The 26,113-nt window shown below is 44.6% G+C and carries 19 protein-coding genes; 4 read left to right on the top strand and 15 right to left on the bottom strand.

What is annotated here, in order from left to right; translation table 11 throughout:
- Window positions 1–370 precede the first annotated feature (370 nt).
- Complete coding sequence (locus LVD17_RS24715; protein ID WP_233762393.1) at window positions 371–1,528, top strand: hypothetical protein; 1,158 nt, start codon at window positions 371–373, stop codon at window positions 1,526–1,528.
- Window positions 1,529–2,308: 780 nt separating this feature from the next.
- On the opposite strand, the gene LVD17_RS24710 is transcribed toward LVD17_RS24715, so the two are convergent.
- The 15 genes from LVD17_RS24710 to LVD17_RS24640 form a co-directional block, all read right to left on the bottom strand.
- The gene (locus LVD17_RS24710; RefSeq protein ID WP_233762391.1) at window positions 2,309–3,208 is read right to left on the bottom strand and encodes a DUF6999 family protein; all 900 of its coding nucleotides are present in this window, start codon (window positions 3,206–3,208) and stop codon (window positions 2,309–2,311) included.
- A gap of 25 nt (window positions 3,209–3,233) precedes the next feature.
- Window positions 3,234–5,084 (bottom strand): beta-ketoacyl-ACP synthase III, encoded by a 1,851-nt coding sequence (locus tag LVD17_RS24705; RefSeq protein WP_233762387.1) that lies wholly within the window; start codon window positions 5,082–5,084, stop codon window positions 3,234–3,236.
- A 30-nt stretch (window positions 5,085–5,114) separates the two neighbouring features.
- On the bottom strand, window positions 5,115–5,843 hold the full coding sequence (locus LVD17_RS24700; protein WP_233762384.1) for a sterol desaturase family protein: 729 nt from the start codon (window positions 5,841–5,843) through the stop codon (window positions 5,115–5,117).
- A 99-nt stretch (window positions 5,844–5,942) separates the two neighbouring features.
- A complete protein-coding gene (locus LVD17_RS24695) occupies window positions 5,943–6,233 on the bottom strand; it encodes a hypothetical protein (protein WP_233762381.1) in 291 nt (96 codons plus the stop codon).
- Between the two features lie 290 nt (window positions 6,234–6,523).
- Window positions 6,524–6,712, bottom strand: a complete 189-nt coding sequence (locus LVD17_RS24690) for a hypothetical protein (protein WP_233762379.1) — start codon at window positions 6,710–6,712, stop codon at window positions 6,524–6,526.
- On the bottom strand, window positions 6,709–7,314 hold the full coding sequence (locus LVD17_RS24685; protein WP_233762377.1) for a hypothetical protein: 606 nt from the start codon (window positions 7,312–7,314) through the stop codon (window positions 6,709–6,711). Before LVD17_RS24685 ends, LVD17_RS24690 begins: the two co-directional genes overlap by 4 nt.
- 237 nt (window positions 7,315–7,551) lie before the next feature.
- On the bottom strand, window positions 7,552–8,673 hold the full coding sequence (locus tag LVD17_RS24680; protein ID WP_255702520.1) for an ABC transporter permease: 1,122 nt from the start codon (window positions 8,671–8,673) through the stop codon (window positions 7,552–7,554).
- A gap of 16 nt (window positions 8,674–8,689) precedes the next feature.
- Window positions 8,690–9,799, bottom strand: a complete 1,110-nt coding sequence (locus LVD17_RS24675) for an ABC transporter permease (RefSeq protein ID WP_233762372.1) — start codon at window positions 9,797–9,799, stop codon at window positions 8,690–8,692.
- 58 nt (window positions 9,800–9,857) lie between these two features.
- The gene (locus tag LVD17_RS24670) at window positions 9,858–10,580 is read right to left on the bottom strand and encodes an ABC transporter ATP-binding protein (RefSeq protein ID WP_155170474.1); all 723 of its coding nucleotides are present in this window, start codon (window positions 10,578–10,580) and stop codon (window positions 9,858–9,860) included.
- Between the two features lie 10 nt (window positions 10,581–10,590).
- A complete protein-coding gene (locus LVD17_RS24665) occupies window positions 10,591–11,499 on the bottom strand; it encodes an ABC transporter ATP-binding protein (RefSeq protein WP_233762369.1) in 909 nt (302 codons plus the stop codon).
- A gap of 11 nt (window positions 11,500–11,510) precedes the next feature.
- Window positions 11,511–12,416 (bottom strand): HlyD family secretion protein, encoded by a 906-nt coding sequence (locus LVD17_RS24660; protein WP_233762366.1) that lies wholly within the window; start codon window positions 12,414–12,416, stop codon window positions 11,511–11,513.
- Window positions 12,413–13,696 (bottom strand): TolC family protein, encoded by a 1,284-nt coding sequence (locus tag LVD17_RS24655; RefSeq protein WP_233762364.1) that lies wholly within the window; start codon window positions 13,694–13,696, stop codon window positions 12,413–12,415. The genes LVD17_RS24660 and LVD17_RS24655 overlap by 4 nt, the downstream gene beginning before the upstream one ends.
- A gap of 64 nt (window positions 13,697–13,760) precedes the next feature.
- Complete coding sequence (locus tag LVD17_RS24650) at window positions 13,761–14,369, bottom strand: TetR/AcrR family transcriptional regulator (RefSeq protein ID WP_233762362.1); 609 nt, start codon at window positions 14,367–14,369, stop codon at window positions 13,761–13,763.
- A gap of 252 nt (window positions 14,370–14,621) precedes the next feature.
- Window positions 14,622–15,011 (bottom strand): DUF1398 domain-containing protein, encoded by a 390-nt coding sequence (locus LVD17_RS24645; RefSeq protein ID WP_233762359.1) that lies wholly within the window; start codon window positions 15,009–15,011, stop codon window positions 14,622–14,624.
- A gap of 280 nt (window positions 15,012–15,291) precedes the next feature.
- On the bottom strand, window positions 15,292–16,056 hold the full coding sequence (locus tag LVD17_RS24640) for a helix-turn-helix transcriptional regulator (RefSeq protein WP_233762357.1): 765 nt from the start codon (window positions 16,054–16,056) through the stop codon (window positions 15,292–15,294).
- Window positions 16,057–16,371: 315 nt separating this feature from the next.
- On the opposite strand from LVD17_RS24640, the gene LVD17_RS24635 reads away from it, so the two are divergent.
- From LVD17_RS24635 to LVD17_RS24625, 3 genes are all read left to right on the top strand, one after another.
- Window positions 16,372–16,797, top strand: coding sequence for a hypothetical protein (locus tag LVD17_RS24635; protein ID WP_233762355.1), 426 nt, complete (start codon window positions 16,372–16,374; stop codon window positions 16,795–16,797).
- 93 nt (window positions 16,798–16,890) lie between these two features.
- Complete coding sequence (locus LVD17_RS24630; protein ID WP_233762353.1) at window positions 16,891–17,316, top strand: STAS/SEC14 domain-containing protein; 426 nt, start codon at window positions 16,891–16,893, stop codon at window positions 17,314–17,316.
- Window positions 17,317–17,782: 466 nt separating this feature from the next.
- On the top strand, window positions 17,783–25,921 hold the full coding sequence (locus LVD17_RS24625; RefSeq protein ID WP_233762351.1) for a SpvB/TcaC N-terminal domain-containing protein: 8,139 nt from the start codon (window positions 17,783–17,785) through the stop codon (window positions 25,919–25,921).
- The last annotated feature ends 192 nt before the right edge of the window (window positions 25,922–26,113 follow it).

The raw sequence follows: 26,113 nt of genomic DNA, 5'->3' as shown, positions 1-26,113 counted from the left end.
TAATAAGGGATGCTTTACTAGACTTTTGAAAGTTTGGTAAAGCTGAACCTTTTCAGGGCACCTTATAAAGCTCTGGGTACTGTACATTTGGAGGTGATTGCTTTAGGTATGAATCTCAGGAGCGGTTATGCCTCTACTAACTCTCAAAGTCTTGGCAATGCGGGGCGAAAATTTTGAAACCTAAGATTAATGAGGTGCTCTTCTAACCTTTTTAATGGTTAATTTGTGCTTTTCTAATTACTAATAGCGTGGATTGTTTATTCTTGCTGCTTTGAGTATATCAATCAATATAAGGATATTTTATAATCACTAGAAATGGTGTAGTATTCTACTTGTAGAATGCTGATTTTTGATGTTAAATTTTAATCAGATGAAATCTACCGAAGAAATTCAGAAGGAGTTTGACAACCTTCCGGACAGTTATGAAATGATGAAGGCTGAAGCTCTACAAAATGACAGTCTCGTTGAAATGGCAGCCAGGCACCCGCTTTATGAAATAGAACCTTTCTTTTCAGAACTTAACAATGAATTTTATGATGAGAACCATTCCTTTCTTATCGAAACCGAGGAGGACTATAACCCTGAAAAAGATGAGCTCTACACTCTCTGGATAGATATGGAACTGAGGAAAACCTTTTACCGAATACATCATTTGGGTGGAAATGTTACTTACGAGACTACTTTTGAATATCACAAGGACTACTATAAAAGTGCTATGGTCTTTGTCGACGGTAATGGTATAAAGCCTATTAAACTGGCCTATCTCTATTTTAAGGAGGAAGTGCCTGACATGTATATTGAATGCTCTACCTATGGATTGTTCTCAAAAAAATACAATAGTGAAGAATACCGGCTTAATGGGTACAAGATGCAGGTTCCGGCAACTAATTATGAATATGATGTACAGTTTGAGTACAATTATGACGGAGTTTTGGAGCGCATAACAGGCAAAGCCGGGAAGGATAGCAGCTCGAAGGTTATTTTTCAAAGACCGGGAATAGGGCAAAATATGACAGATACCTTAACTGTTATAGAAGATCAGTTGGTAGAGGAGGTTACCGATCAAATCCAGAAAAAGGTGAGGATCGATGAAAAAGTCTACTGTATTCTGCTGGAGTATACTATGCAGGGGCCATTTCCTCCTACAATAGCCATCGGACTGGAATCAGAAATTGATGCTCCGTGGGATGAAACAAAAATACACGAGTATTACAACGCACCCGATATGCAGTATTTCTCTGAAGAGGATACCTTGCCTGTGGACCTGTATTCCGAAGAATTGGAAAAAGCTTATATCTTCTTTAACCAGAATTACGATATCATGAATCTTACTGATGAGGAATTTGACCTATGGGAAGATCAGGTTAAACAGCTCTATCTCAGGGTTTGCAAGAGAATCATGCATATGGATTTTTCGATGTCCTTTCAGAAAAGTGATAGATTTTTGGTAATGGCCAAAGATTTTGAAGCCTGCAATGAGGAGTACTATTATAACGAGATGATGAAGTATAAAAAGGAAAAAGGATAATAATACCAAATCAAGAGAGCACTCCCGATCTTAACCCCTGCTTTACTAAGCCTTCAAGGCTTAGTAAAGCTTACCGAGCCTAACCCACAAGCTCAAGTTTAAGAGCGGCTACTGCCCAGAATCTCCATTTGCCCCACAAGCAGTGATTAGTAGCAGGTCCGTCTGCTCCCTGTCTGTTTCGCTTCGACGGCATTCCATAGCTTCAGCTGAGCCTTACTAATCTTCAAAAGCTTATTAAAGCCGTGGAGGCACGGCTTGCTGTAATGGGCTATGCCGAACTTAACTCCTGCTTTACTAAGCCTCCAGGGATTAGTAAAGCTTTCCGTCCGTAACCGACAAGCCCAACTTAAAAGCGTCTACCTACCCAGAATCTCCATTTGCCCCACAAGCAGTGATTAGTAGCAGATCCGCCGGCTTCCCGTCTGTTCCGCTTCGACGGCATTCCATAGCTTCAGTTAAGCTTTACTAATCTTCAAAAGCTTATTAAAGCCGTGAAGGCACGGCTTGCTGTAATGGGCTATGCCGAACTTAACTCCTGCTTTACTAAGCCTCCAAGGATTAGTAAAGCTTACCGAGCCTAACCCACAAGCTCAAGTTTAAAAGCAGCTACCTACCCAGAGTCTCCATTTACCCCACAAGCAGCAGCTCCTTGTCTGTTCCGCTTTGCCGGCATTCCATAGTTTCAGCTGAGCTTTACTAATCTTCAAAAGCTTAGTAAAGCTGTGATGGCTGGGCTTGCTGTTTAGGTTTGGATGACTTGATTAGCTTTTTTTAATAAATCTACTTCTCCAACGGAGTTACGATCCCATCTACGGATTTGCCTTGTTTGATATTCACCAGTATCTGGTGTAGCGTTTCTGCCGCCAGGCCGTGTAATACCAACCTATAGGCCGCACTATAGGTTGAGATTGGGATCATAGGGTGCTTATTGTTGACCAACCCGAGATGTGCGGGAGTGCCCAATAGCTGGGAGGTGTAAATGGAGATAGTTTCATCAAGTTGCAGAGAGTTAGAGGCTCTGATAAAGTCATTTGACGTAAGGAAAAACTGATAGAACGGTGTAAACAGCTCTATTGAAGACTTCAAATCTAGAATGTTTGTCCATTTGTCAGGAAACTCGATGTGGTCAAACTGGTCATCGGAGATCATGTCCAGGCTTAACTTGGTCGGGGGCTTTATGGTAATATTCTTTTCCTTTAGTTTGCTGTTTAGCCTGATAATGAAGTTGTAGAGGTTCAGGTCATGCTTTAGGAAAAGGTCGTCTTTTACGTCCTCAAAATTGTTTGGTTTTAGCGGTGAGGTTTCAATTTCAACGCTTTCAACATTGCCTGCTATGAATTGCAAAATTTCACTTCCTACATGAAAATGCCTGAATATAAGCAGGTTGGCGTCTTTGCTCACAAACCTTTTGAGCCCCCACGAGAGTATGATGTGCAGGATTTTGGAACTGTTAAATATCTTGGGAAAGAAGAATTTAAACACATGGATAAAAAACATGGTGACCTTAGACCAGAAAAAGATCAGCGGGTATAAGTACCTCGCCGACCTGGAGTTGTTGTCCCGCATCAGGGCCTGTTTGGTCTTTTCATTGATGGGGATACTGTTGTCGAGGTATAGAGCCAGCCACGGGTTCGGGTCGCGGCTGTCGTAGCTCGATATATCAAATAACTCTTTTGACATCTTAATAATGATTTAATTTCCTGAATTAATAATTGCCTAACTCTTCGAGCTGCATGCGATAAAGCCTGGCCGTTGTTTTTGCTGTTTTAACTATAGCTTCGGCAATATCCATATTCATAAGTGGATGATCAAGTGCTTTTTCCAGACGGTGGAAATGGTTCTCATCAGCCACACCATGATAAGTGAAAAACGACACCTGCTCATCAGCCAGACCTAGCTGGTCCTGCATCATCCTGCCCCAGTGGCCCGCCAGCCTTTTGCCAATGCCTTCGATAATAAACATGGCACCCAGCAGGTCTATCGGGTTGGGTTTGCCGGCCTGATTGAACATAAAAGCAGACAGTGCCATGCTTCCTATATTCTTTTTACCAGTCCTGATGGCTTCTGCGGGTTCATTCAAAGCTTCAAAATTGCGCTCCAGCAGTTGATAATCTTTATGCTCCGTGGCGGCATGTTTGATGAAGGCTGAGCGGAGTTCAAATAATTCGATATCAATACATGAGGCTGCACGTGTGATCCATTGAGAACCGTCAATAACCTGCTGCCTGAGATCGTGTAGCAGTAACTTGTAATCATCCATGGATAGTGAGCCCTGGTGCATTTTAGTAATTACAGGTACTTTTAGCAGGGAAGTTTCAAATTCTATCCAAACATTGGTGAGCTGGCGAATGAGCCATTCAGAAACAGGCCTTTCTTTCAATACCAGCTCAGGCGCTTCCACTTCGCGTATTTCATACTGCTTTTCCCCGGCAGCAGCGGCGCCTTCTACGGTAAGCTTCATGAATGAGGTGATGAAGCGGCCGCTTTCCGGAACCATACAAAGAATGCTGTCACCGGCTTTCAGTTTACCCGAAAACATCAGCTCCTCCAGCATGATAAATATAGATGCTGAACCTGTATTGCCTTTGGTGGTGAGGTTACTAAACCATTTTTCGTCAGGGATCAAAGCTCCGCCCTTCTCCATCAGGTCTTTAATAGGCTGCTTGAAAAATTCTGACGAGTAATGGCAGCAAAGCCAGTCTATTTGATCGGTTGAAAGTTTTTTGCGGTCGATGAGTTCAAAGAAGTGGGCTACACCCTTTTGCACCACCCTGTCGAGCAGTCGTACATCCTGCTTGAGGTTGAGTGCACCGGCCTGTGATGCGGATTCATAGTCAGGGTAATCCAGCCACGTAGGTTCGGTACCCGTCTTGTCATCAGCTTTTCCAGTATACATGCAGAGGGGAAGCTCATGAGCGTGTGATTTGATATCAATCCAGTCTATGCGCAGAGACAGGCCTTTGCTGCTTTTCTTATTTTCCAGTACCAGTGCACCTGACCCGTCGGAAAGCATCCAGCGCAGAAATTCTGCATCAAATGAAAGGGATTTTACATTTTGTTTTTCGAAGCGGGAACCTTTGAAGAGCCTGCTGGAAAATTCACTTCCTACACATACAGCGTTATTTTTCTCCCCACTTTTTATCTGGGCATATGCATCTTTCAGGGCCATCATGCCACTGGCGCATACACTTTGAAAACTGGCTACCTCGCAGGCCGAAAAGCCGAGGTTGGCGTGCACCATACTGGCAAAACCCGGTACGGGCAAGTCAGCCTGAGTGGTACCTGCGGCCAGCAACTCAACGTCTTTAGGGGAGAGGCTGCTTCTTTCGAGTGCATGGTCTATCGCTCTGGCGGCCATTTCAGCATTTGTATGGCTGCTTTGCTGTTTTTTGTCAATAGCGTAATGCCTGAATTTTATACCGTTTTGCTTCAAAATACGGTTTTTCAAAGCACTGTCTTTGCCATTGATCCTGCCGAGGTAATCTTCCATTTCATCATTTGAAACAGGCTCGTTGGGAAGAAATATCCCGGCACTTGTGATATATACATTATCCATAGTCGTCATTTGAAATTCCGCCCGGCGGAATCAGCTTTTATTAAAAAATTTGTTGTTTATTCTATCCAGTAAACCGGAGGCAAAGCCATAATTGCGTTTTGCCCTGGAGTGGTGGTGGTTATGTTTGGTGCCAAAAGCCAGAAAACCCGGCGCTTTTCCACTCCAAAAACGGTAATTGCAATGCCCGGCATAATTTAGCAGTATGCTCACCAGCGGAAATATAAATATGGCTGTTGCTGATAAGGGAATAATTAGGGCTATTGTAACAGGAACAGTACTCAGCAGCAAGGCTTCAAACCAGTGAAAGCTATAGACCGAATATACTGTTGGTACCCTGGACCGGTGATGCACATAATGGACACGCTTCATGAAATAGCGGAGGTGCATGAGCCGGTGTACCATAAAAAAATGTATCTCATTCCAAATAACCAGTATAATAAGTCCTGTCAGTATGTTAAGAGGTGTATCAGGAACCAGGTCTATTATCCCATGGCGGATAAGAAATATGAGCGGGATGCCGGAAAAACCGAAGATGATAACGGATTTTAAAGAATGCAGTATCTCGAACCTTACCTGTTTGGCTGTTACTTCCAGCTTTGAAATTACCTCTAACAGGCCTCTTCTGTGTAGAAATTTACAAGCTTGCAGAAACAATGGTGCAAGGCCAAAATACAATATCACAAAATAGAGGAAGACCAATCCATAGAGCTGAATGTAGGAGTACTGGTATAATATGTTATCAATAAAGCCTTGGATCATAAGTACCGGATAGGAGATACGTTCAAAACTGTGAGAGGGTTACTTTAGGTTAATATTATTGTGCTAGTTTCTATATGGTTTTGCGGTAAATATGGGTATTTATTTTCTGATTATTGGATTTTCTTCTAATTTTTCAATGCTGATTAGACTGGCTTTGGCATATCCACCAAATAGTAGCTTTCGCGTTCTGAAGCTGGCTTTTATGGTATAATTCTTTCTGCTCATGTCAAGTGGAGATTCCGGCCATAACTTTCCAAAAGCTGTTTTATCCACATAAATCCATTTCACGTCATCGATGGGATCAGCCAGGAAAATTTTCTTGTTTCCCAGTAACAGTTCAATTCCATTTCTTAAAAAATCACCTTGTCCGGTATCCACCATCCTATACATGACCCTTGAGTCAATAACAATACTTTTGCTTATGGAAAGTCTAATCAGGATATAAATCGCTAAAACGGGAATTAATACCCATAGGCTTAAAATTGGGATCCAATAAATCAATAAGAGTATGCACAACAGGAAGAGTATCTGTAGGATTATACTTTTTATGTTTCGTTTCAAATTTTAATGTTTAGTTCATACAGGTAAATATGGGGTTTTACCAGTATCAATACTGTAGCTGAAGTAAAAATACAACATTAAGTTAATCAAGGACTTAGTTAGAGCGTGTTGTTGGAAAATTATTCCTTTCCAATAAGTGATTTTAACCAGTTGCCTATTTCGAGTAGGTAAATCTTATAAACCACAGCCTTATAGTTGTGATTCACCTTGTAAATGAAACTATCGGCATTGGACCTGCCCATCAGGATTACCAGCCTCCAATATTCCGGTTCGGGGATACCGTGTATGGTGTGTTTTTCCTCATTCACACTTCTATTTTAAGAAAATCTGTTTCAAGTTGAAAGCTTTTGCCCACATTAAACTCAATTTCTACCTGTAATTTTAAATTGATGGAGACATCGGGAGCGTTTTTCAACATGAAAATGACCTCATCACCGAGCTCTCCAAATATCGCGCGGGTTTCATTCTGCTCAACCAAAAACGCTTCAATATCTATCTCATTGCGGTTAGCAATATGGAATAATGCGTTTAGGATTGTACCGGCCTTGTACTCCGTGTTATTGGAGAAAACAGGCTCAGTTGAGGTAATCTCCAGGCGTGTTATTCTTTGAGAAGGCCCGAGGATGACAGGATCACATGCGTAAGCACTATTGATGAACGAAAGGCCTGAAGGCATCGGCGCGTATGCTTTCAGATACTCATTTTCAGCAACTTGCATGCGTACTGCAGCCTGGTCGAAGCTGGTGGACATCGTGGTATTGAAATTATCCGTACCATAGCTGCCAATGGTGACAGTTAGTTCTTTTACCCTTGATTCTACAGGTCCGGAACTTCCGCAGTCATCCATGACGCAGGAAATGGGCAGGTTCATTACGGTAATCGTAATGAGTGTGGTAAGTGCTTTTTTCATTCTCAAATTAATTAAAGTTTGAGTTAAGACACGGATAATTTGTAATGGGTTGGAAACAAAAGTTTGCCTGGATCGTGGGGGTGGAATTGACTTTGGGCTTAAAGGTGAATTGGCAGAAAGTGCACTGGTTTTAAATTTAGGTTTGCCTGTTAGTTTCGGTCAGCTTTACTAATCCTTCGAGGCTTAGTAAAGCAGGGATTTAGTTCTTTCACCTTCAAAGCATCTCTATTTTTCATATCATTCCTGCTTTTTATAGCTCCAAATGGCTGCTGCATTGAAGATGATCGCCAAAATGGTGGTGTAAATAAACTCTGAGGTAAGGTCTAAGAAACCACTGCCTTTCATGAGTACTTTTCTGGATACGGCAATGAAGTGTGCCAGAGGATTGGCCTTAGTGAGGTACTGTGCCCAGGTCGGCATGCTGTCGATCGGGGTGAACAGGCCACTCATGAGGATGAAGATCAGGATGAAAAAGAATGCAACGAAGATGGCTTGTTGCTGGGTGTCGGCAAAGTTGGAGATAAGCAGTCCAAAGCCCAGCACAGCTATGAGGTTGATGAAGGCGTAAACAAATAAAAGGCCGAGGCTGCCGACCATAGGTATGTCGAAAACGATTTTCCCTACGGTAAGGCCTACCGTCATGATAAACATACCGACGCAAAGAAACGGTACAAGCTTACCTATAATAAACTGCCACTTTTTAATAGGCGTTACGTTGACCTGTTCAATGGTGCCTATTTCCCTTTCCCTGACCACATTCATGGCTGTAAGCACGATGGTAAGAAGTGCGGTAAGCTCTGCAAGGATACCCGGTACCATGAAATCGGTATACCTGAGCATGGGGTTGTACCAGTACCTTGAGCTGACATCAATACCGCTATGGCTGGTGGCAGGGCGTGGCATCCAGTGTATTTCACTAAAGATGTCACGGTTATATGTGTTTATGATATTTCTCAAATAGCCTGAGCCGACGGTAGCCTGCTGGCCGTTAATGGCATTGACCAGCATTTGCATAGCCGGCTTTTCGCCTCTTACAAACTCCCTTTCAAAATTGCCCGGTACCTCAAGAATAATATCGGCCTCATTGGCCTGCATCTTTTCCAGGGCCTGCTCTTTACTGAATAATTGATCGATCAGCCTGAAGTGCTCATTGGCCATTATTTTGCGGGTTAAAGCACGTGAGGTTTCGCTCAGGTCGTGATCCAGCAGTATGATCTTTACTTCTTTTACTTCATTGGTAGCGGCATTTGACAACACAATAAGCTGAAAGATGGGCAGTATTGTCATCATGATCAGTATTGTTTTGTTCCTCATTATCTGGAGGAACTCTTTTTGTATTAGAAAGAATAATGTTCTCATGCTTATAATGTTAAAATCATTCCAGACGTATTTTAAACTTCTTCCAGGTCAGGGTGAGAAAGGCCACGATCATAAACAGCAATACACTCACTTCGAAAATGATGTATTCCAGACCTACACCACGAAGCATTATTCCTTTGAGTATTTCTATAAAATAGGTGGCCGGAATAATATGGCTGATGTATTGCAGTACTTCGGGCATGCTGGTGAGGGGAAAGATAAAACCTGAAAGCAGTGTTGAAGGCATCAGCAGCCCAATGAGTGATTTCATCATGGCGTCCTGCTGGGTTTCTGAGGTGGTGGATATCAGTGTTCCCAGTGAAAGTGCAGTGATTACATAGACCATGCACAGGCATAGCAGTAACACGAGGCTTCCGGTAACAGGTACTCCAAAAATAAAGTACCCCATGACCAGGATCAGAACGGCATCGATAAATGAAAGGATGGCATATGGCGCCACTTTGCCCAGGATAATGAGCAAGGGAGGAAGGGGGGATACCAAAAGGATCTCCATGGTACCTTGTTCTTTTTCCCTCGCTATCGTAAGTGAGGTCATCATGGCGGATATGATCAACAGGATGAGGGCAATAGTTCCGGGGATGAAATTATAGGCGCTTTCCAGAAGCGGGTTGTACAGCATACGGGTTTCAATATTTACCTGGTATGGATTCGCAGGCCGCTTATACTCCTGCTGTTGAAAGTCATTGATCATGACCCTGGCATATTGCACAAGCGCATTGGCCATATTAGGGTCTGATCCATCGGCGATCAACTGTACCTGGGCAGGGTCATAAGTGTACAGGTCTTTGCTGAAATCAGCGGGGATAACCATAACAAGATCAGTTTTTCCACTCCTGAACCCTTCCTCTACCTGCTTTTCGGATACAAGCATCCTGTTAACATTAAAGTGGCCGGAGCTGGTCATATGCCTTACCAGCTTTGAGGAGGTTTGGTCTTTAGCCTGGTCGAGAATATCGATATTGGCATTTTTGAACTCATTGGTTACGGCAAAGCCAAATATCAATACCTGCGCCACCGGCATGCCAAATAAAATGAGCAGTGTGCGCCTGTCCCTGAGGATGTGGTAGATCTCTTTCTGAATGAATGCCCGAAAAACTTTGATCATGTTCATGGTTTAAACCGTTTGATACTGTTGTTAATAGTCACTTGCTTTCATATCCGGATCAGCGGACAAGTTTTAGGAATACATCGTTCATGGTTTGTGAACCAAATTGCTTCTTCAGGTTGGCCGGGGTATCCAGCGCTTCGATTTTCCCCGCAACCATGATCGATACCCGGTCGCAGTATTCGGCCTCATCGAGGTAATGTGTGGTAACGAAGATGGTGCGGCCGTGCCCGGCCGCTTCATAAATGGCCTCCCAAAACTCTCTCCTTACCATAGGGTCGACACCTCCGGTAGGCTCATCGAGAAATACAATGTCGGGGTCATGAACCATGGAAATGGCAAATGCCAGCCGCTGTTTCCAGCCCAGAGGCAATGAGGCAACCAGTTTGGAGGCGACTTCCGAAAGCCTGAGATCATGCAGGATGGCATCCGTCTTTTGCCGGATCTCCTGTTTGGACAGACCATAAATGCCACCGAAAAACCGGATGTTTTGCTTTACGGTAAGGTCTTCATACAGGCTGAACTTTTGAGACATATATCCGATGCGGGTTTTGATCTTTTCATAATCATGTATGACATCAAATCCGGCGACCATTCCCGAACCGGACGTAGGTTTGCTCAGGCCTGTCAGCATGCGCATGGCGGTGGTCTTTCCGGCTCCGTTGGCACCAAGAAAGCCGAAGATCTCACCTTTGGCCACCTTAAAGCTGATCTGATCCACTGCTGTGAATTGTCCGAATTTTTTAGTCAGATGATCGACTTCTATTGAATAGGCTTGCATATCGGCAGGGTTAAACTTCACGACTTAATTCAAGGAAAAGGTCTTCTATATCAGGCTCTATAGGCCGGACTTCAAGGTCAGGGTAGCCTGCCGGGTCCAGCGAACTGATAATTTCATCGATACTGACATTGGCATGTGTAGCCAGGTGCAAATATTCGCCAAAAGGCAAAGCACTTCTGGTATAGTCCATGTCGCGGAGTAATTTCAGCAACTCATAATTATTGCCCGACCTGATGGCGTACAGTGGACTGGGATAGCTCTCTACAATTTTACCGGGGGTGTCAGTTTGCAGTATCCTGCCATTTTGGATCAACGCAATCCTGTCGCACATACCGGCTTCATCCATGTACGGTGTGCTGACTAGGATAGCTATACCTTTTGCTTTAAGGCTTTTGAGCATGTCCCAGAATTCTTGACGGCTTACTGCATCCACACCGGTGGTAGGCTCATCCAGAAACAATACCTTGGGCTTATGGATCAGCGCGCAGCTTAGTGCAAGTTTTTGCTTCATGCCACCGGAAAGTTTGCCCGCAGGCCTTTTTTTGAAAGGCTCTATCTGCTCGTAGATGTCTTTGATCAGATTATAGTTCTCTTCTACAGTGGTGTTAAATATGGTGGCGAAGAATCTCAGGTTCTCTTCCACGGTCAAATCCTGATAAAGCGAGAACCTGCCCGGCATATAACCGACCTGTTTTCTGATTTGACGGTAGCCTTTCTCAACATCATGCCCTGCTACCGTAGCCTGCCCTTCATCAGCCAGCAGGAGGGTGGTAAGTATCCGGAAGAGGGTGGATTTACCGGCTCCGTCGGGGCCTATAAGCCCGAACAATTCTCCGTACTCCACGGAAAGTGATACAGCATCAAGCGCCTGAACCTGTCCGTAAGCCCTCGAAATATCATTTACTTCAATCGCTGCCATTTTACGTGGTTTTAATGTTGAAAGCGTACTTCTCCCGGCATGCCTATTTTCAACCTCCCGTCGTTATTGGTTACCATCACCTCTATGGCATAAACCAGGGTGGTACGCTCTTCCCGGGTTTGTATGTTTTCAGGAGTAAACTCTGCTTCATCTGATATATGGGTAATTACGCCGGGTATCTCTGTGTACTCTTCTTCATCTTTGTCAATCAGAACTGTGACCGTATCACCAATAGCCACCTTTTGAAGGTCTATTGCATTGGCATATGCCTTTAGTTTGAGCGTTTTGAGGTTGGCGATCTTGTACATTGGTGTGCCGCGGGTAACCAGCTCTCCGGGTTCTGCATATTTGGTGAGTACCGTGCCAGATATAGGGTTGATGATCACGTGATCTGCTATATTGTTTTGCAGTACATCGAGCCGGGCGCGCAATGGGCCACGCTCTGCCAGTATACTACGGTTAGCCACGGAGGTCTGGCGACGGGTGGTAGCTATTTGCTGGCTTACCACTTCAATTTCACCTTCATATTCATCCAGTTGTTTGGGTGTGGCGGCCTTGGCAGCTACCAGGTTTTGGGTACGGTTGTACTCCCGGAGCAGGTTTTCCTTGCGCTCCAGCAGCAGGGCTACCTCCGGCTCCGCCTCTTTAAGTTTATCACCAAGTGAGGCTATTTGTGCTGCTACCTGGAGCAGCTCTAAGTGGAGCTGTGTAGTGTCAATCAGGCCGGCCTGCTGACCCGCCTCCAGGTGCATACTTTCTTCAACAGGAAAACACCGGAGTTCTCCATTGCCTTTTGCACTTACCGTAACTGTGGTAGCTTCAAAATTGCCATAGGCATCAGAAAGCTCTTCGTTATTGCAGCCTAACAGGGCCAGGCCTGTGCATAGCCAGATATTAAATTTTGATCTCGTCATCATAACGTTCCGAATAAGGTTAGATATTTAACTTGTAATTGCTGGAGTTGTAATTCGTACAGGTGTAGCCGCAGCCTGGCCTCAAGCTCGGCATTGACTTGTATCAGGTAATCCGTAGCGTTGATCACACCGTTGTTCAATTGGGCTTCTGACTGCTGCAGTATCTCGCCCTGAAGGGCTACTATGCTTTGGTGGTTCTGTATTTGCCGGGTGAACGCATCCATTTTTTCAAGAAACTCATCTTCCCGGGTTTCTATGTTGTATTCAAAGGCTTCCTTTTGGATATCTACCTGCTTTTGCTGAACCCTTAACCGTTCGGTCTTTTGGGCGGTGGTTTGCCAGTCCCAGATCTTCCATGTCATGCGGATGCCGCCCAGGGCATATGGAGCGTGGTCAATATCAGAGAAGTTTAAGGGGTTTGGGTATCCTACGCCGCCCTGGGCAAAGAGTGAAATGCGTGGCTTTCGTAAGGCGGTGATCGTACCTTCCTGTGCGCTGAGCAGCAGCTTTTTGGATTCGTACATTTGCTGTTCAGGGCGTTGTAGTTCAACTTCTGAGGAAGCATTGTAGTTTGGCAGTGCCAGTTCCGTAGCAGGAGAGAGGTTGAGGCCTGTAAGCTCCCCGAGTATTTTGATGGCTGCTTTCGAGTCGGCCAACACACTTTCCTGCTGATTTTGCAGCTCCAGCTTCCTTACCTTGAGTTTGATGATCTCACTTTCGAGCACGGTACCATTATTATAACCGGCTTCAAGGTTTTGGAGACTGGCGTTGATGTTGCTCAGCGAACTGGCGATCAGTTCCTGCTGCTGTCTCGAAAGCATAATGCTAAAGAAAAGGTCATTTATCCGATCTTTTACCGGTCGGAGATCAGCTTCCAACTGGTTGAGGCCTACTTCCAGATTGGCTTTTTCCACCTCCCTTCTGGCATGGGTAAGACCTCCCCGGTATAGCGTGTAATCCAGTTGCGCGTAGGCTTTGTAGCTCTCCCTTGGCATGTTAATAAATACCGGACTTTCAGGACTGTCAGAGCCTATTTGCAGGCTCTCACTTTGTAGTTGTCCTTCGAGATTGGCGGATAGTGCAGGAAGGCTTTCATTCCTGATAATACTGAGGGAAAGCTCTGTTTGCTCCATGAGCAGGCTCTTTTGACCAGTGAGCGGATAGTTGGCCATAGCCAGCTCATAAGCTTCGGATAGCGTCAGTTTGTCTTTATACTGCGCAGTGGCTTTATAGAAAACTGCCAGGCTGAAAACCAGGGCGACAATGAAATAAATTCTGTTCATGTGACTATAGATTAAGATTTTTCATTTTTACCCATTTGGGTAATTTTTGGGTAAAAAAATATAGCTATGGTTTCAATGCATCTTTTACAAATTGTTTAATGTGCTGTTTACGGTCAAGGAGCAGCTTACCAAACTCCTCATTGTCCGTACCGAATATTACCTGCATGACAGGTCTGCCCAGTACCGGGAAAATGATCATGGATATTATGTTCATAAGCAATTGGCGGGCATCTATCTTTTTTATCTTTCCTTCCTCCGCTTCCCTTTCCACCAGGGTCATGAACTTTGTGAAGATCAGTTTTTCCCTTTGGCTGATATTACGTTGAATGAACCGGTCAGCATCCTTGTTAAGTTCGCTAATGACGAAGTTGGGCAGGGAGGGGTTTTTCAGGATCATCCCCAGGTGTGTATCCACGATCTGATCGATCTTGTCATCCAGTGAGGCGTCCGTTTCCAGTATGCTATGGATCCTCGAAATTACCTGCCCGAAGGCCATCTTAAACACGGCTTCAAACAAAGCATCCTTGGTTTTGAAGTAGTAGTGGAGCAAGCCTTTGTTTATTCCGGCCGTATCAGCGATTTCTCGCATTCTGGCACCATTAAAGCCCTTTTCGCGGAATACTTCCGAGGCAGATTCCAGTATCTTCTCTTCTGTTTTGATCGATTTAGCCATAGTACTGTAATACAAGGTTAGGAATTATTTTTTAAAAATTTACCCATTTGGGTAAATTTTTATTTTGAGCCCATAATGAGCTGGGGTAAAAAGGGTGGAATGGCCGTCTTTATTTAAGGGTTTGCCTCTTATCTATGATTAGGAATAGCTAAACTTTACCAAACTTCCAAAGTCTGGTAAAGCCGCTGTTTAGTATTGGTTGCAAATGTAAACCCCAGGTTGATGACGTTTTCTCCAATGCCTGTAGCTTGTTTATTGAGGAATAGTCTCCGTTAGTATATCATTTCCTTGTTTGTCATAATAGATGCATGTCATCTTATCAAGATTTACGATCCATTTTTCAATGCCTGTTTCAGCACAGTGTTGGCAAAACATAGGATAGTCAGTTTGGCCTTGCTGATGGAGCTTCAGGTACTGACTGAATTTTTCCTTGTTGGTCTTGTCAGCGATGTTCAGATTGTGGTACATCGGCAGAGACTTTGTTTGATAGCCGTTTTTGCCGAAATATTCCGTGTGGCTGTCTTTTACCCAGGTTTCAAAACCGGTTACACCCATTTGCCTGATCTCCCGGATGTATTCGGGGAAGTCGGCTCCGGATTTTACTTTTGCATGTGCTGCTTTAATTTGTTCTACGGTAAACATTTTTCTATTAATTTAAATTTAACTATTGTGATCAGCAGGGTAAAGCACTTTTTTGGATCAAACTTGTGGAGTAAACAGATCGGAAGTAAAGTGCAATGTGAAGCTTGCTACTGAAATCAGTAATTCATGCTACTGCTACTTTATTCTGGTTTTGTCAACTGCCATTAACAAGTGTCCGTCATACATTGAGTGCCTCTACAGAAAATCTTCCTGACCCTTTTTCCTTGTTTAACAAATGTCAGTTAATCAAAACAGGTGTGATTGTAAAAAATCGTTTTCTTTAAGAGGGGTGTCTAAACTGCTCCGGAGTTTGTCCTGTAAACTGCTTGAAACTTTTGATAAAGTGGGCCTGGTCAAAAAAGTTGTTTTCGTAGCAGGTTTCCGTAAGGCCTTTATTTGCTTCCAGATCTCGCAGTACGGACTGAAACCGCACTATGGAAGTAAACTTTTTAGGGGATGTGCCGACCAGTTTTCTGAAACGCTTTTCAAACGGGCTCTGGCTTATGTGCAGTGCGTCATTCAACGTTTTAATCCGGATGGTTCCTTTGGACTGGTAAATGAGATCGATGGCCTTAACAATCAACTTATCTGTATGCTTTTCTCTGAATTGAGACAAAAGAAAGTGTTCAATAACACTGATCCTTTGTACATCTGTTGTTGCTAATGATAGCTTTTCTTCGGTTTCGGTGATTTTGCTACTCTCAAATAGGTGGTCAAGGGAAATACTTTGGTTGAATAACTCATGGGCAGGGCAGGAGGTGAATTGGGCTAAACCGGTCTCAGTAAAACAAATCAATATAGTGCCGATATTGGCAGTGTTTGTGAAGAGCTTAAAGCTGCCGCTGATCCCCGTGATCCCTGCAGAGGCCAGATTAGCTTCTTCTCCACCTGACCAGGTAGAAAGACGGCCCTTATATTGGAAGCCAATCACCAAACTAGTGGAAGGGAACACTTTGTAAGTTTGTCTTTCAGCATTTTCAGAAATTACGAAATACCTGATATAAGGCTTCAGCCGGTCTGTAGGTATTACTTTATCGAATCTCATTGAGGTTGGCTATGGTACTTTTAACAATTTAGCTATAAACATAGAGGTTTGAAAAAGATTTGAGACTAAACTCATAAAAACTTACATGAGCATTTCGGTTCTGATTATTTTGATCTGAATTAGAGCATGTTTTTACTGAAATATAGTATTTGTCCACCTTTTTGTCACCCTGTAAGTCATCTGATTTATCAGGTTTAGTGACTAATATCGCGCATTGTCTCCGTTTTTTATCTTATGCTGTATATGAGATAGATAGGGAATACTGTTTTACAGTGTTTCTGAAAACAACGGTTAGGCATTTAATACCTGATAGAGATGAAAAACAAGTTAATAAGACTATATGCAACGGAAAACCGGTCTTTTGAATATGACCCGGAAATCCCGTGTATAAATAGCACCGGCGATGGCTTCATGTTGTCTAAAGAGTTTAGGGATTTTATGGAAATAGGCCTTGAGCTAATCGGAGAGAAGATCAGGGAAAATGGCAAATTGGGCTGGTTGATAGATGCCCGATATATGGAAGTTATTGACCAGAATGATAAAGGGTGGGTAGTGTCTCACTGGAACCAGAGGGCTTATGAGATTGGGCTAAGGTTTGTGGCCTTTATACTCCCTGATAATGTTTTTACCCTGATGAATATAGAAGAGTATACAACGCAGTCCGGGGAAAGCAGTGGCCTGACCATACAGCATTTTGATGATATGGAATCAGCCAGAAACTGGTTGAAGGAGGTTATATAAGCTGCGTTCAAAATAGATAGCCAGCTAAACTTAAAAATAGAAGGTGACTTGTTCATGGCAGAGCCATGCTACCAATATTTAATTAAATATCTAATGGAAAATAACTTAATCAGATTACACGCAACTGAAAACCGTTTTTTTGACTATGACGCGGAAGTGCCATGTATAACCAGCACTGGTCATGGCTTTATGATGTCTCAGGAATTCAGGGATTTTATGAGACGCGGCCTTGAGCTGATACAGGAGAAAATTGAAGAAAATGGTAAAATCGGCTGGTTGGTAGATGTACGTTATGTGGAGGTTTTTGAGGCGCAGGATACCGAATGGGTGGTAAGTTACTGGAACGTTAAAGCCTATGAAGCGGGACTCAGGTTTGTGGCGTTCATACTGCCCGAAAATGTTTTTGCAATGATGAATATTGAAGACTATACGGAACAGTCTGTTATAAGCGGTACCTTAACTGTTCAGCATTTTGATAACATGGAATCAGCCAGAAACTGGTTGAAAGAAGTGGTTTAATCCACTTCAACAAGAGTAATTATTTTAACCTAAATCCAAACCAACCAGCAAGCGGTCGGCTTAGCCTGCCGCGTGCTTTTTCATGAAACTTGTCAAATACCTGCCTGCTTCATTGTCAGACAACAGTTTCTGCAAACTAATGCAATTGTTCTAAGCCGGCCGCTGCTTACTATTCAGACAATGCAGGAAACGGAATTAGATACTCGTTACACACAGTTGAAATATTGTCCACCCATTTTTTTTAAAAAAACTTCTTTCCCGGTAACCTTTCCTTTCCCCAAACTACCAAGTAGTAAATAAGCTATAGCCTAATGAATAAGCATAGGAGATTAGTAAAAGGGAATTCACCTTTTTAAAGACAACAGTTTTCGCTATTTTGAGAAAGCAGTTTTAACGTCTGCCATGGATGGAATAAAGGAGGAATAGGGCTTAGCATAAATTATTTGCAACTTAAACCTTTACCGTTTTGCCACAGGAGATATCTTTTCGTCAAGTTGATTTCAGCGAGCTGAAAATGCCCGTGGAGTCATCGGTAAACCCGCAAACAGGGACCGCGGTTACCAACATTCAAATACCTGTAACACCTGGCAGGTTGGGGTTTCAACCGACCCTTGCACTGTCATATAGTTCCGGAGCTGGTAATTCTCCCTTCGGGCTGGGTTGGAACCTGCAAGGGTTACCATCCATTGGGCTGAGCCTTAAAGACGGGTATCCTAAGTATGATGGTGCAGATAAATATGCTTTTAACGGACAGACCCTGATCCCCTGGTTGATTGATGCTGATGGACGCTGGACACACCGCAGTGCTGAAACGGAAAACTATTTTATTTACTATTATCGGATTTCTCGCGATCCGGCTTTGACCAGGTTTGAGCGGTGGGTGCATAAAACAAACCGGCAAATGCACTGGCGGCTTCATGACCGCAATAATATAGTGATAGTGTTTGGCAGGAAAGCAGATAACTCCACCAAAGTCTACAATCCTTCTGCCGAAGATGAGGTATTTCAATGGTTGCCCGAGGCTTATTATGACAATAGTGGCAATGCTATTGTCTATGAATATATCGAAGAAGATTTTACGCACGTTGACAGTGGCTCCTCCTTTGAACGTAACAGGGTGCGTAGAGGGCAAAATGCTCAAAAATACCTGAAAAGGATCTTATATGGCAATGAAACGTCACTCTTACCCCATGATCCTATTCCATCAGAGAACTGGCTTTTTGAGGTTGTGTTTAATTATGGAGAGCATGACGAGGTGGAGGGCATGCCGCTTTACACAGCTATTCCGCAGAATATGCCGGTTCGTCCGGATCCTTTTTCATCTTATATCGCCGGTTTTGAACAGCGGACGTATCGGTTATGCTACGGAATCATGATGTATCACCACATGGAAGAACTTGGGACAGATCCTACACTGGTGGGGTATATGAAACTTGAGTATCATCCTGCTGATGTCGGTACAACCCTTCAAAATGCATATTATACCGCTTACAGGAGTGGAGAGGGGAGTTATCGGAGAAAGTCACTTCCCACTGTATATTTTGAATATACGGCCCCGTCACCGGAGAGCAGTTTTAATGAACTGCCGGTTCAAAGCATGGATAACGTGCCATTCGGGTTGGGGGGCCTCAATTACAAATGGATAGATCTATATGGAGAAGGAGTTCCCGGTGTTTTGTTTGAGTCTGATGAGGTTTGGTATTACAAGCCAAATCTGGGCAATGGCATGCTGGGAAAACAGCAAAAGGTGGCATCTAAGCCAAGTACTGCTTACGGACAGTATGCGCTGAGTGATTTTGATAACGATGGCAACCTCAACCTGGTGGTGCTTCAGGGCAAGGAGTCCGGTTATTTTGAATATGATCGGGACAAAAGACAGTGGAGCAATTTTAAAGCCTTTGAAGCAGCACCTCATGTCAGGCCCATGGATGCCCACACCCGGCTTATTGATATTACCGGCAACGGGTGCTCAGACATACTCACTGTAGAAGAAGATCGTATAATCTGGTATCCGTCAAAAGGAAAGGAAGGTTTTGGAAATCCCGTACAGATCTCCAAACCAGTTTCTAATGGTGTGAGTCAGGCTCCGGTATTGGGTGGTTACCCTATGCTCGATTACTTTTTTGCGGATATGAATGGTTCCGGATTGCCAGATCAGGTACGTGTTTATAATGGCCGTGTTGAGTACTGGCCCAACATGGGGAATGGTAAATTTGCCAGTGGGATTGTGATGGAAGGCTCCCCTGATCTGGATTTTGGGTTTGAGCTGGATGCCAGCCGCATCCGGCTGGTGGACCTTGATGGAAGTGGAACTGCTGATCTGCTGTATATTGGAAAAGGAGAAATAAAATATTGGATTAATGCATCCGGTAACAGGTTTACAGAAGAAGTAACTATCAAAGGGCTTCCTTTTATAGATAACATATCTTCAGTTCAGGTTCTTGATCTTCTGGGCGACGGCACTCCATGCCTTGTATGGTCTTCCGCGCTCAGTGCTCATGCAGATTCGCCCATTCACTATTTACGGCTTACGGGTGGTGTAAAACCCAGACTCATGGTGCAGGTACAAAACTCTATGGGATTGGAAACCCTTTTTCATTATGGCTATTCCGGAACGCACTACCTCAGGGATAAGTCCGGTGAACGGTCATGGCTGACTAAATTACCGGCTCACAGAGTGATCGTAGACCGTCTGGAAATTGTTGATCATATAGGTAATACACGCTTTAGCCAGCGTTTCGATTATCACGATGGCTTTTACGATGGCGAAGAGCGTGCTTTTAGTGGTTTTTGCCTCGTTGATCAATATGATTCTGACAGTTACAGGGGCACTTCGGCTATACCTGAAACGGAATTTTCTGATCCTGTTTGCAGAAGGACATGGTATCATAATGGTGCTCCCGGCTGGCAGAAGGCAAGGGAAAAGAGCTATTATGAAGAAGACCCGTACAGCATTCAGTTGCCAGACTTCTACCTGGAGAATGGTGGTGAAATGAAACCCCTGGAGTTTTTTGATGCCGTACGCAGCCTTTCAGGCCAACCGGTCAGGACAGAGACCTACGGCTTAACTGCTGAGGGCAACAGGAAACCACACCCTTTTCAGGTGGAGCATTCGAACTATACAATCAGGAGGGTACAACCGGGAAATAAAGAAACAGATGCTGCTTTCACAGTTTTTCAGCGCGAATCACTAAACATTATATACGAGGAAGACCCCTCAGACCCACGAATAAGCCATAGCTTCAATTTGGAAGTTGATATATATGGAGTGACCAGGAAACAGTGTGCCATTTCCTATCCTCGCCTGCCTGCGGATGCGCTGACAGAACAGCAGGACTTTCACTTAAGGGCCAGTATCATAGAAGTTGCAGGCTACGATGCGCAGGACCGCTACGAACTTGGAATTGAACTGGAGAATAGAAGTTATGAGCTGAATTATGCCACCAGACCTCCATCAGGACAATTATACCGGTTTGATGTAGTAAGGCACCTGGTGGAAAGTACCACGGCAATGGCCATAAACTTTGATGAAGAATTTACTGCAGACGAGCAGGCACGACTGATCCGGTGGACTAAAAACTATTACTGGAATGATGATCGTACGGAGGAATTGCCATGGGGTACGGTAGGTGCTAAGGTGCTGGTACATCACCAGGAAACTGCCGTTTTCCACGATAATTTTTTAAGTAATACACTTGGAGAGCGGTATTCGGCCACTGATCTGGTTGATGGGCATTACCGGTTTCATGATGAGTTGTGGTGGCAAAGCAGCCCTGTATTTCATTATTTGGCAGCAGAGCGGTTTTATTTGCCATATATGGAAGTACAGCCTGATGGCGGGTACACGGAGTATACGTTTGACAATCATCATCTTACCATGATCGGAACTACTGCCATACTGGTGGGCACAATGGGCGAAGAGCTCTCAAGAAATACCACATCGGCAGAAATAGATTATCATGTAATAGCACCCAAAAGCATCAGAGACGCCAATAACAATACCTCTGAAGTGAGCTATGATCCGTTTGGTGTGATAATTTTATCATCTATCCATGGCGAAATATTGTCAGAAACAGGAGTAGCTCAGCCATATGGTCATTCAAGGTTAAGTGATTATACAGCTCCATCCGGTATTGATTTTAACAGAATATTGGATAACCCGGAGGATTATATACAGGAATGTGCCTCTTTCTTTTATTATGAACTGGATAGCTGGCATGTTGATGAAGCGCCCTTAAGAAGCATAGCTATTGCCCGTGAGCAGTGGGTAAATGATGGTGAGGGCCATTATCAGCCTGAAAGTACTCATCAGATCAGTGTTGAGTATAAAGATGGGTTTTCCCGCACTATTCAATCCAAAAAGCTGGTAGAAGGCGGGCCGGAAACCATTCAGTATAATGACGAAGGGAATGTTGTCGTATCATCAGGAGGGGAGCCGGTGCTCGTTGAAACTGATGAGTTAAGATGGCTGGTATCAGGAAAGGTTGTTTTTAACAACAAACAAGAACCTGTGCGCCAATTCGAGCCCTATTTTTCTCCCATTGTAACCTTTGAAAATGATGAAGCCCTGGAAACCTTCGGGCAGTCGGGGCTCATTGAATATGATGCGCCCGGAAGGAAAAAAAAGGTCATTATGGCCGATGGTACAGAAAGCAGGGTGGAGTATACTGCCTGGGAAACTCGCCAGTACGATGCCAATGACAGCGTTGAAGATAGCCTGTATCAATTGAGGATAGAAGCGGAATACCCGGTCGGTTCACCCGAACGACTGGCATTACAGAAATCACTGGCTCACAGAGATACTCCGCAGATTTCCCATATTGATGGCCTCGGTAGAACATTCCTAACTGAAGAATCAGATGAGGCAGGCAATATCCGCCGCAACCGTGTAGTAATGGATGCTCCAGGCAACCCAAAACAAATCATTGATGCCAGAGAGTTGCCCGTCTTTACTTACGTCAGGGATATGCAGGGAAGAATATTTCATGAGCAAAGTGTGGATGCAGGTCCTAAATGGCAGTTTGTCAATGCTCAGGATCAGACCATTCATACATGGGATGGCAGAGGAATACACCAGCAGATGACCTATGATACGTGGGGGCGTATCATGCAAAAGTATGTGGATGGGGCACTCGGAATGAACCATCTTACTGAAATGTACTTTTATGGTGAAGATGCCTCTGTTGCTGATGCAGAGCAAAGAAATCTCAAAGGGCAATTAGTAAGGTTCTATGATCAGGCAGGTGTTTCTCAAATCCATCGTATGGATCTGATCGGCAATGTTCTGGAGAAAAGTCGCAGATTGTTGGATGACTATAGAAACATCCCGGACTGGACCCATGAAGCGACAATGCACTGGATGCCCGATACCTTCATTAATACCACAAAATATGATGCTTTAGGCCGTCCTGTTGAGCAGCATTTGCCCGACGAGACTACCAGGATATTCAGCTATCGGCAAAGTGGTGCCCTCGATCGGTTTTTGTTGTCTACGGGTGATGGTGAGCTGGTAGAACAGCCTGTTTCTCACCACCATGTTTACAACGCCAAAGGCCAGCTGAGAGAAACGCGGTTGGGCAATGGTGTTATTCAGCGGTTTGAGTACGATCCATTGAGCTATAGGCTGAAGAGAAAACATGCTTATAAACCGGCAACCTCATCAGCGCCATCAAAACAATATCAGAATGCCTACTATACTTACGATGCCGTTGGTAACATCACGCATATAACGGATAGTGCCCAGCCTAATGGCACCATACTATTTGCACGACCAAGGGTTAACCAGTATAGCTACGATGCTTTCTACCAGCTAACCGTGGTTGAAGGGCGTACCCATCAGGCCCTGCAGCGCATGGATTATGCCCACGCACCTGATGCGCCGGGCTTCATTAAAGGTACACACCACATCAACACGTCCAACATGGACCTGATCACCAGTTACACCCGGCGCTATACTTACGACATTGCAGGTAACATGCGGTCAATGGTGCATAATTCAGGATTACGGCCTTCCGAAGTTTTCAGATGGAGGCGTGATTACCAGGTGGCTGAAGACTCAAATCGCTCAGTAGAAGGTACAGACCTGAGTACTTTTGACACAAACGGTAACCCTGCAAGCCTGTCACATTTACATCGGGTAGATTGGAATTACCTTAACCAGCTTTCATCCGCAGTAATAGTACCGCGCAGCGCTGGCAATGACGATGCAGAATATTATGTCTACGGAGGCGATGGCCAGCGAGTAAGAAAAATAACAACCCGGGAAACGTCGGGAGGAACGCAAACCATTGAAAAGATCTATCTGGATGGCTGTGAGATCAAACGCGTTCATGAAGGCACTACCCTAATATTGGAAAGATACTCCTCGCACCTTAGTGACGGCAGTCAGAAAGTCGCCATCATGCATCGCTGGACAACGGACAGGAGCGGCCGTGAAACTACCGAACTGAATACCCATAAAATTCACTACCAGCTCAACGACCATTTGGGTTCATCAGCTTTTGAACTCAATGAAGATGGAGATATCATTTCTTACGAGGAATACTTTGCCTTCGGCGGTGCCGCCTTTATCTATGGAGACAACCTTACGGACGTAAGAGCCAGAGACTACAGGTATACCGGTAAGGAACGCGATGATGCCACTAAGCTATACTATTACGGCTTCAGGTATTACGCCCCCTGGCTATGTCGCTGGCTCAACCCTGACCCGATAGGCCCTGAAGACGGCCTGAATCTTTACCAGTTTGTGCATAATAATCCGGTGAATGAGGTTGACCCGAATGGGTTGCAGAGTTCTGTCACTTCACCGGCTCAAGCCGTTGAAACGGGCTCTTTTAGTAGAACATGGGTGGATCCGGGCGGTGTAGAACACACCTTTACCGATAGAGCAAGCGAGACAGAATATTTAGAGTCGTTCATCGAATCGCACAGACGGGACGAATCTCCACCAAGAATTATCTATCAGGGAATAGAATATAATATTTCAGATATTAATGAAGTAGCACGTTTTTGGACTGCTCTTGCAATCAACGACATTGAGCATATGATGGGGGAAGAACATACTTCCGGTGACGCTATTGAAGAAGTTGCAGGAGGTGATGATTCTCAAACCGAGCAAGAATCAGGTGGGGGAGGAGATTCTGGTACTGGATTAGGTAGCGAGGGGAATGGAGGAGATGTTGATGACGGGTCAAGTACATCTGGTGGGGGAACGGGCGGTAACGTAAGAACCGGCTCTGAACATGGAGGAGAATCTTCCGGGAGATCGCATGATGAATCTGTTGGTAGGGGTTCCGGAATAGGAAGAAGACTCGGAAGTCCGGGAGGTTCGGGAGAGGGCAGAAGAGGCTCAACTCATCATCCTGATCGTATACCGGGAGTTCCTGTTGGTACAGAACCTTTAGAAGCAGGACAAACGCCACAACATGGAAGTACGGATCCTGCGGCATCTCCTCAAGGTAGTCCAGATGGGGCATTGCTAGGGCCGGAAGAGGTCAATAGTGAATTGCCTGTGGGTGCAGGTGATCCAAATGGAAGTGTGGATGGGACGCCCGGAGGTAGTGCAAATAGCAGCGACCCCGTAGAGGAAATGCAATGGTGGCATTGGGTAATTATTGGCGTGGTGGTTCTTGCATTGGTTCTGGTGACTGCTGGTGCAGCAGCCTATATGATGGGTGTGGCTGGTGCTGTTGGTGGAGTTGCAATTGGAGTTTCTGCTGAAGCAGCAGTTATAATAGGTGGTGGAATCGGACTGGTTGGAGGGGTGGTAAGTGATGCAGCAATACAAGCATTGAACTTAGGGTTTGGAACTCAACGAGAATTTGACTGGGGACAGTTGGCATTTTCAGGAGTCACGGGCATGTTTACAGGAGGACTAGGTGGTTATGCATCTGCCGGAACGACCGCTGCCAGACAGTTAACTATGGGAAGTATGGCGCGAGCTTCTGCTGCCAGATTTGGTGCGGGAGCTGCTGAGGGTGGTGGCATGGAGTTATTGCGCCAGGGAGTTATGGGTGAGGACTTGAATTTACAATCTGTGGGTGTAAATGCATTAATTGGAGGTGGTATGCAGGCTGCAGTTGGCGGTGGTTTTGATTTATGGGCTGCTCGTAGTAGAGCTACCGGTGTTCATGGTAGTACTTCTACTGTTGGGCAGACTAGGGCGGGTAGACAGGTAGTAGATGTTAGTGATGGTGTACCTGAGCAGATTCATCGTCCGGTTATAGATGGTAACGAGATTGAAGTAGGTCCCGCTTATGCGTCTTATGAGGAAGCATCCGGGCAGGGTAATCATATAGCCGAGATCATTGTGCGAGAAACTGATGGAACCGAGATCAGCAGGTGGTGGGAAGTGAGTGAGATTGGATTGCCTAGTAAATTAGGACATACAGAGCAAAAAGCTCTTATGAGAATACGCTTGGGGTCTGATATTGAACTTGAGATAAGAGGCTTTCATCCCCCATGCCCGTATTCCAGTGGGTGTAATAATACAATGGAAGCAATGGCAGAAATGTTTGGTATGAATATTACCTATAGATATTTTCTTTCTGATGAAAATGGAGGGTTTAGGGGGCAGGTTGTAAGGTTCTTCCAAGGAGGAGATTAAAAGCTTTAGTGTGATATGTCCAAGGTATACCTATCACCGAAGTCCATCCTCTTAACCCGTGGTCTGTCCCCCGACAGACCACACCACTATTAAACTATCACCGTGATCTGTCCCCCGGCAGATCACGCTTAACTCAATGAAAATGAAACATTAACCAATAAAAATCACGAAAAACGGTAACCATCAACTTAA

This window comes from Fulvivirga ulvae, assembly GCF_021389975.1.
GTDB lineage: Bacteria > Bacteroidota > Bacteroidia > Cytophagales > Cyclobacteriaceae > Fulvivirga > Fulvivirga ulvae.
This window is presented reverse-complemented; position numbering and strand designations above follow the sequence as displayed.

Bases quoted from the DNA above. Each gene is read 5' to 3' on its own strand.
- LVD17_RS24715 (WP_233762393.1), top strand. From the start codon at position 371: ATGAAATCTACCGAAGAAATTCAGAAGGAGTTTGACAACCTTCCGGAC.
- LVD17_RS24680 (WP_255702520.1), bottom strand. From the start codon at position 8,673: ATGAGAACATTATTCTTTCTAATACAAAAAGAGTTCCTCCAGATAATG.
- LVD17_RS24670 (WP_155170474.1), bottom strand. From the start codon at position 10,580: ATGCAAGCCTATTCAATAGAAGTCGATCATCTGACTAAAAAATTCGGA.
- LVD17_RS24710 (WP_233762391.1), bottom strand. From the start codon at position 3,208: ATGTCAAAAGAGTTATTTGATATATCGAGCTACGACAGCCGCGACCCG.
- LVD17_RS24705 (WP_233762387.1), bottom strand. From the start codon at position 5,084: ATGGATAATGTATATATCACAAGTGCCGGGATATTTCTTCCCAACGAG.
- LVD17_RS24655 (WP_233762364.1), bottom strand. From the start codon at position 13,696: ATGAACAGAATTTATTTCATTGTCGCCCTGGTTTTCAGCCTGGCAGTT.
- LVD17_RS24640 (WP_233762357.1), bottom strand. From the start codon at position 16,056: ATGAGATTCGATAAAGTAATACCTACAGACCGGCTGAAGCCTTATATC.
- LVD17_RS24630 (WP_233762353.1), top strand. From the start codon at position 16,891: ATGGAAAATAACTTAATCAGATTACACGCAACTGAAAACCGTTTTTTT.
- LVD17_RS24695 (WP_233762381.1), bottom strand. From the start codon at position 6,233: ATGTATAGGATGGTGGATACCGGACAAGGTGATTTTTTAAGAAATGGA.
- LVD17_RS24645 (WP_233762359.1), bottom strand. From the start codon at position 15,011: ATGTTTACCGTAGAACAAATTAAAGCAGCACATGCAAAAGTAAAATCC.
- LVD17_RS24635 (WP_233762355.1), top strand. From the start codon at position 16,372: ATGAAAAACAAGTTAATAAGACTATATGCAACGGAAAACCGGTCTTTT.
- LVD17_RS24650 (WP_233762362.1), bottom strand. From the start codon at position 14,369: ATGGCTAAATCGATCAAAACAGAAGAGAAGATACTGGAATCTGCCTCG.
- LVD17_RS24665 (WP_233762369.1), bottom strand. From the start codon at position 11,499: ATGGCAGCGATTGAAGTAAATGATATTTCGAGGGCTTACGGACAGGTT.
- LVD17_RS24700 (WP_233762384.1), bottom strand. From the start codon at position 5,843: ATGATCCAAGGCTTTATTGATAACATATTATACCAGTACTCCTACATT.
- LVD17_RS24685 (WP_233762377.1), bottom strand. From the start codon at position 7,314: ATGAAAAAAGCACTTACCACACTCATTACGATTACCGTAATGAACCTG.
- LVD17_RS24675 (WP_233762372.1), bottom strand. From the start codon at position 9,799: ATGATCAAAGTTTTTCGGGCATTCATTCAGAAAGAGATCTACCACATC.
- LVD17_RS24660 (WP_233762366.1), bottom strand. From the start codon at position 12,416: ATGATGACGAGATCAAAATTTAATATCTGGCTATGCACAGGCCTGGCC.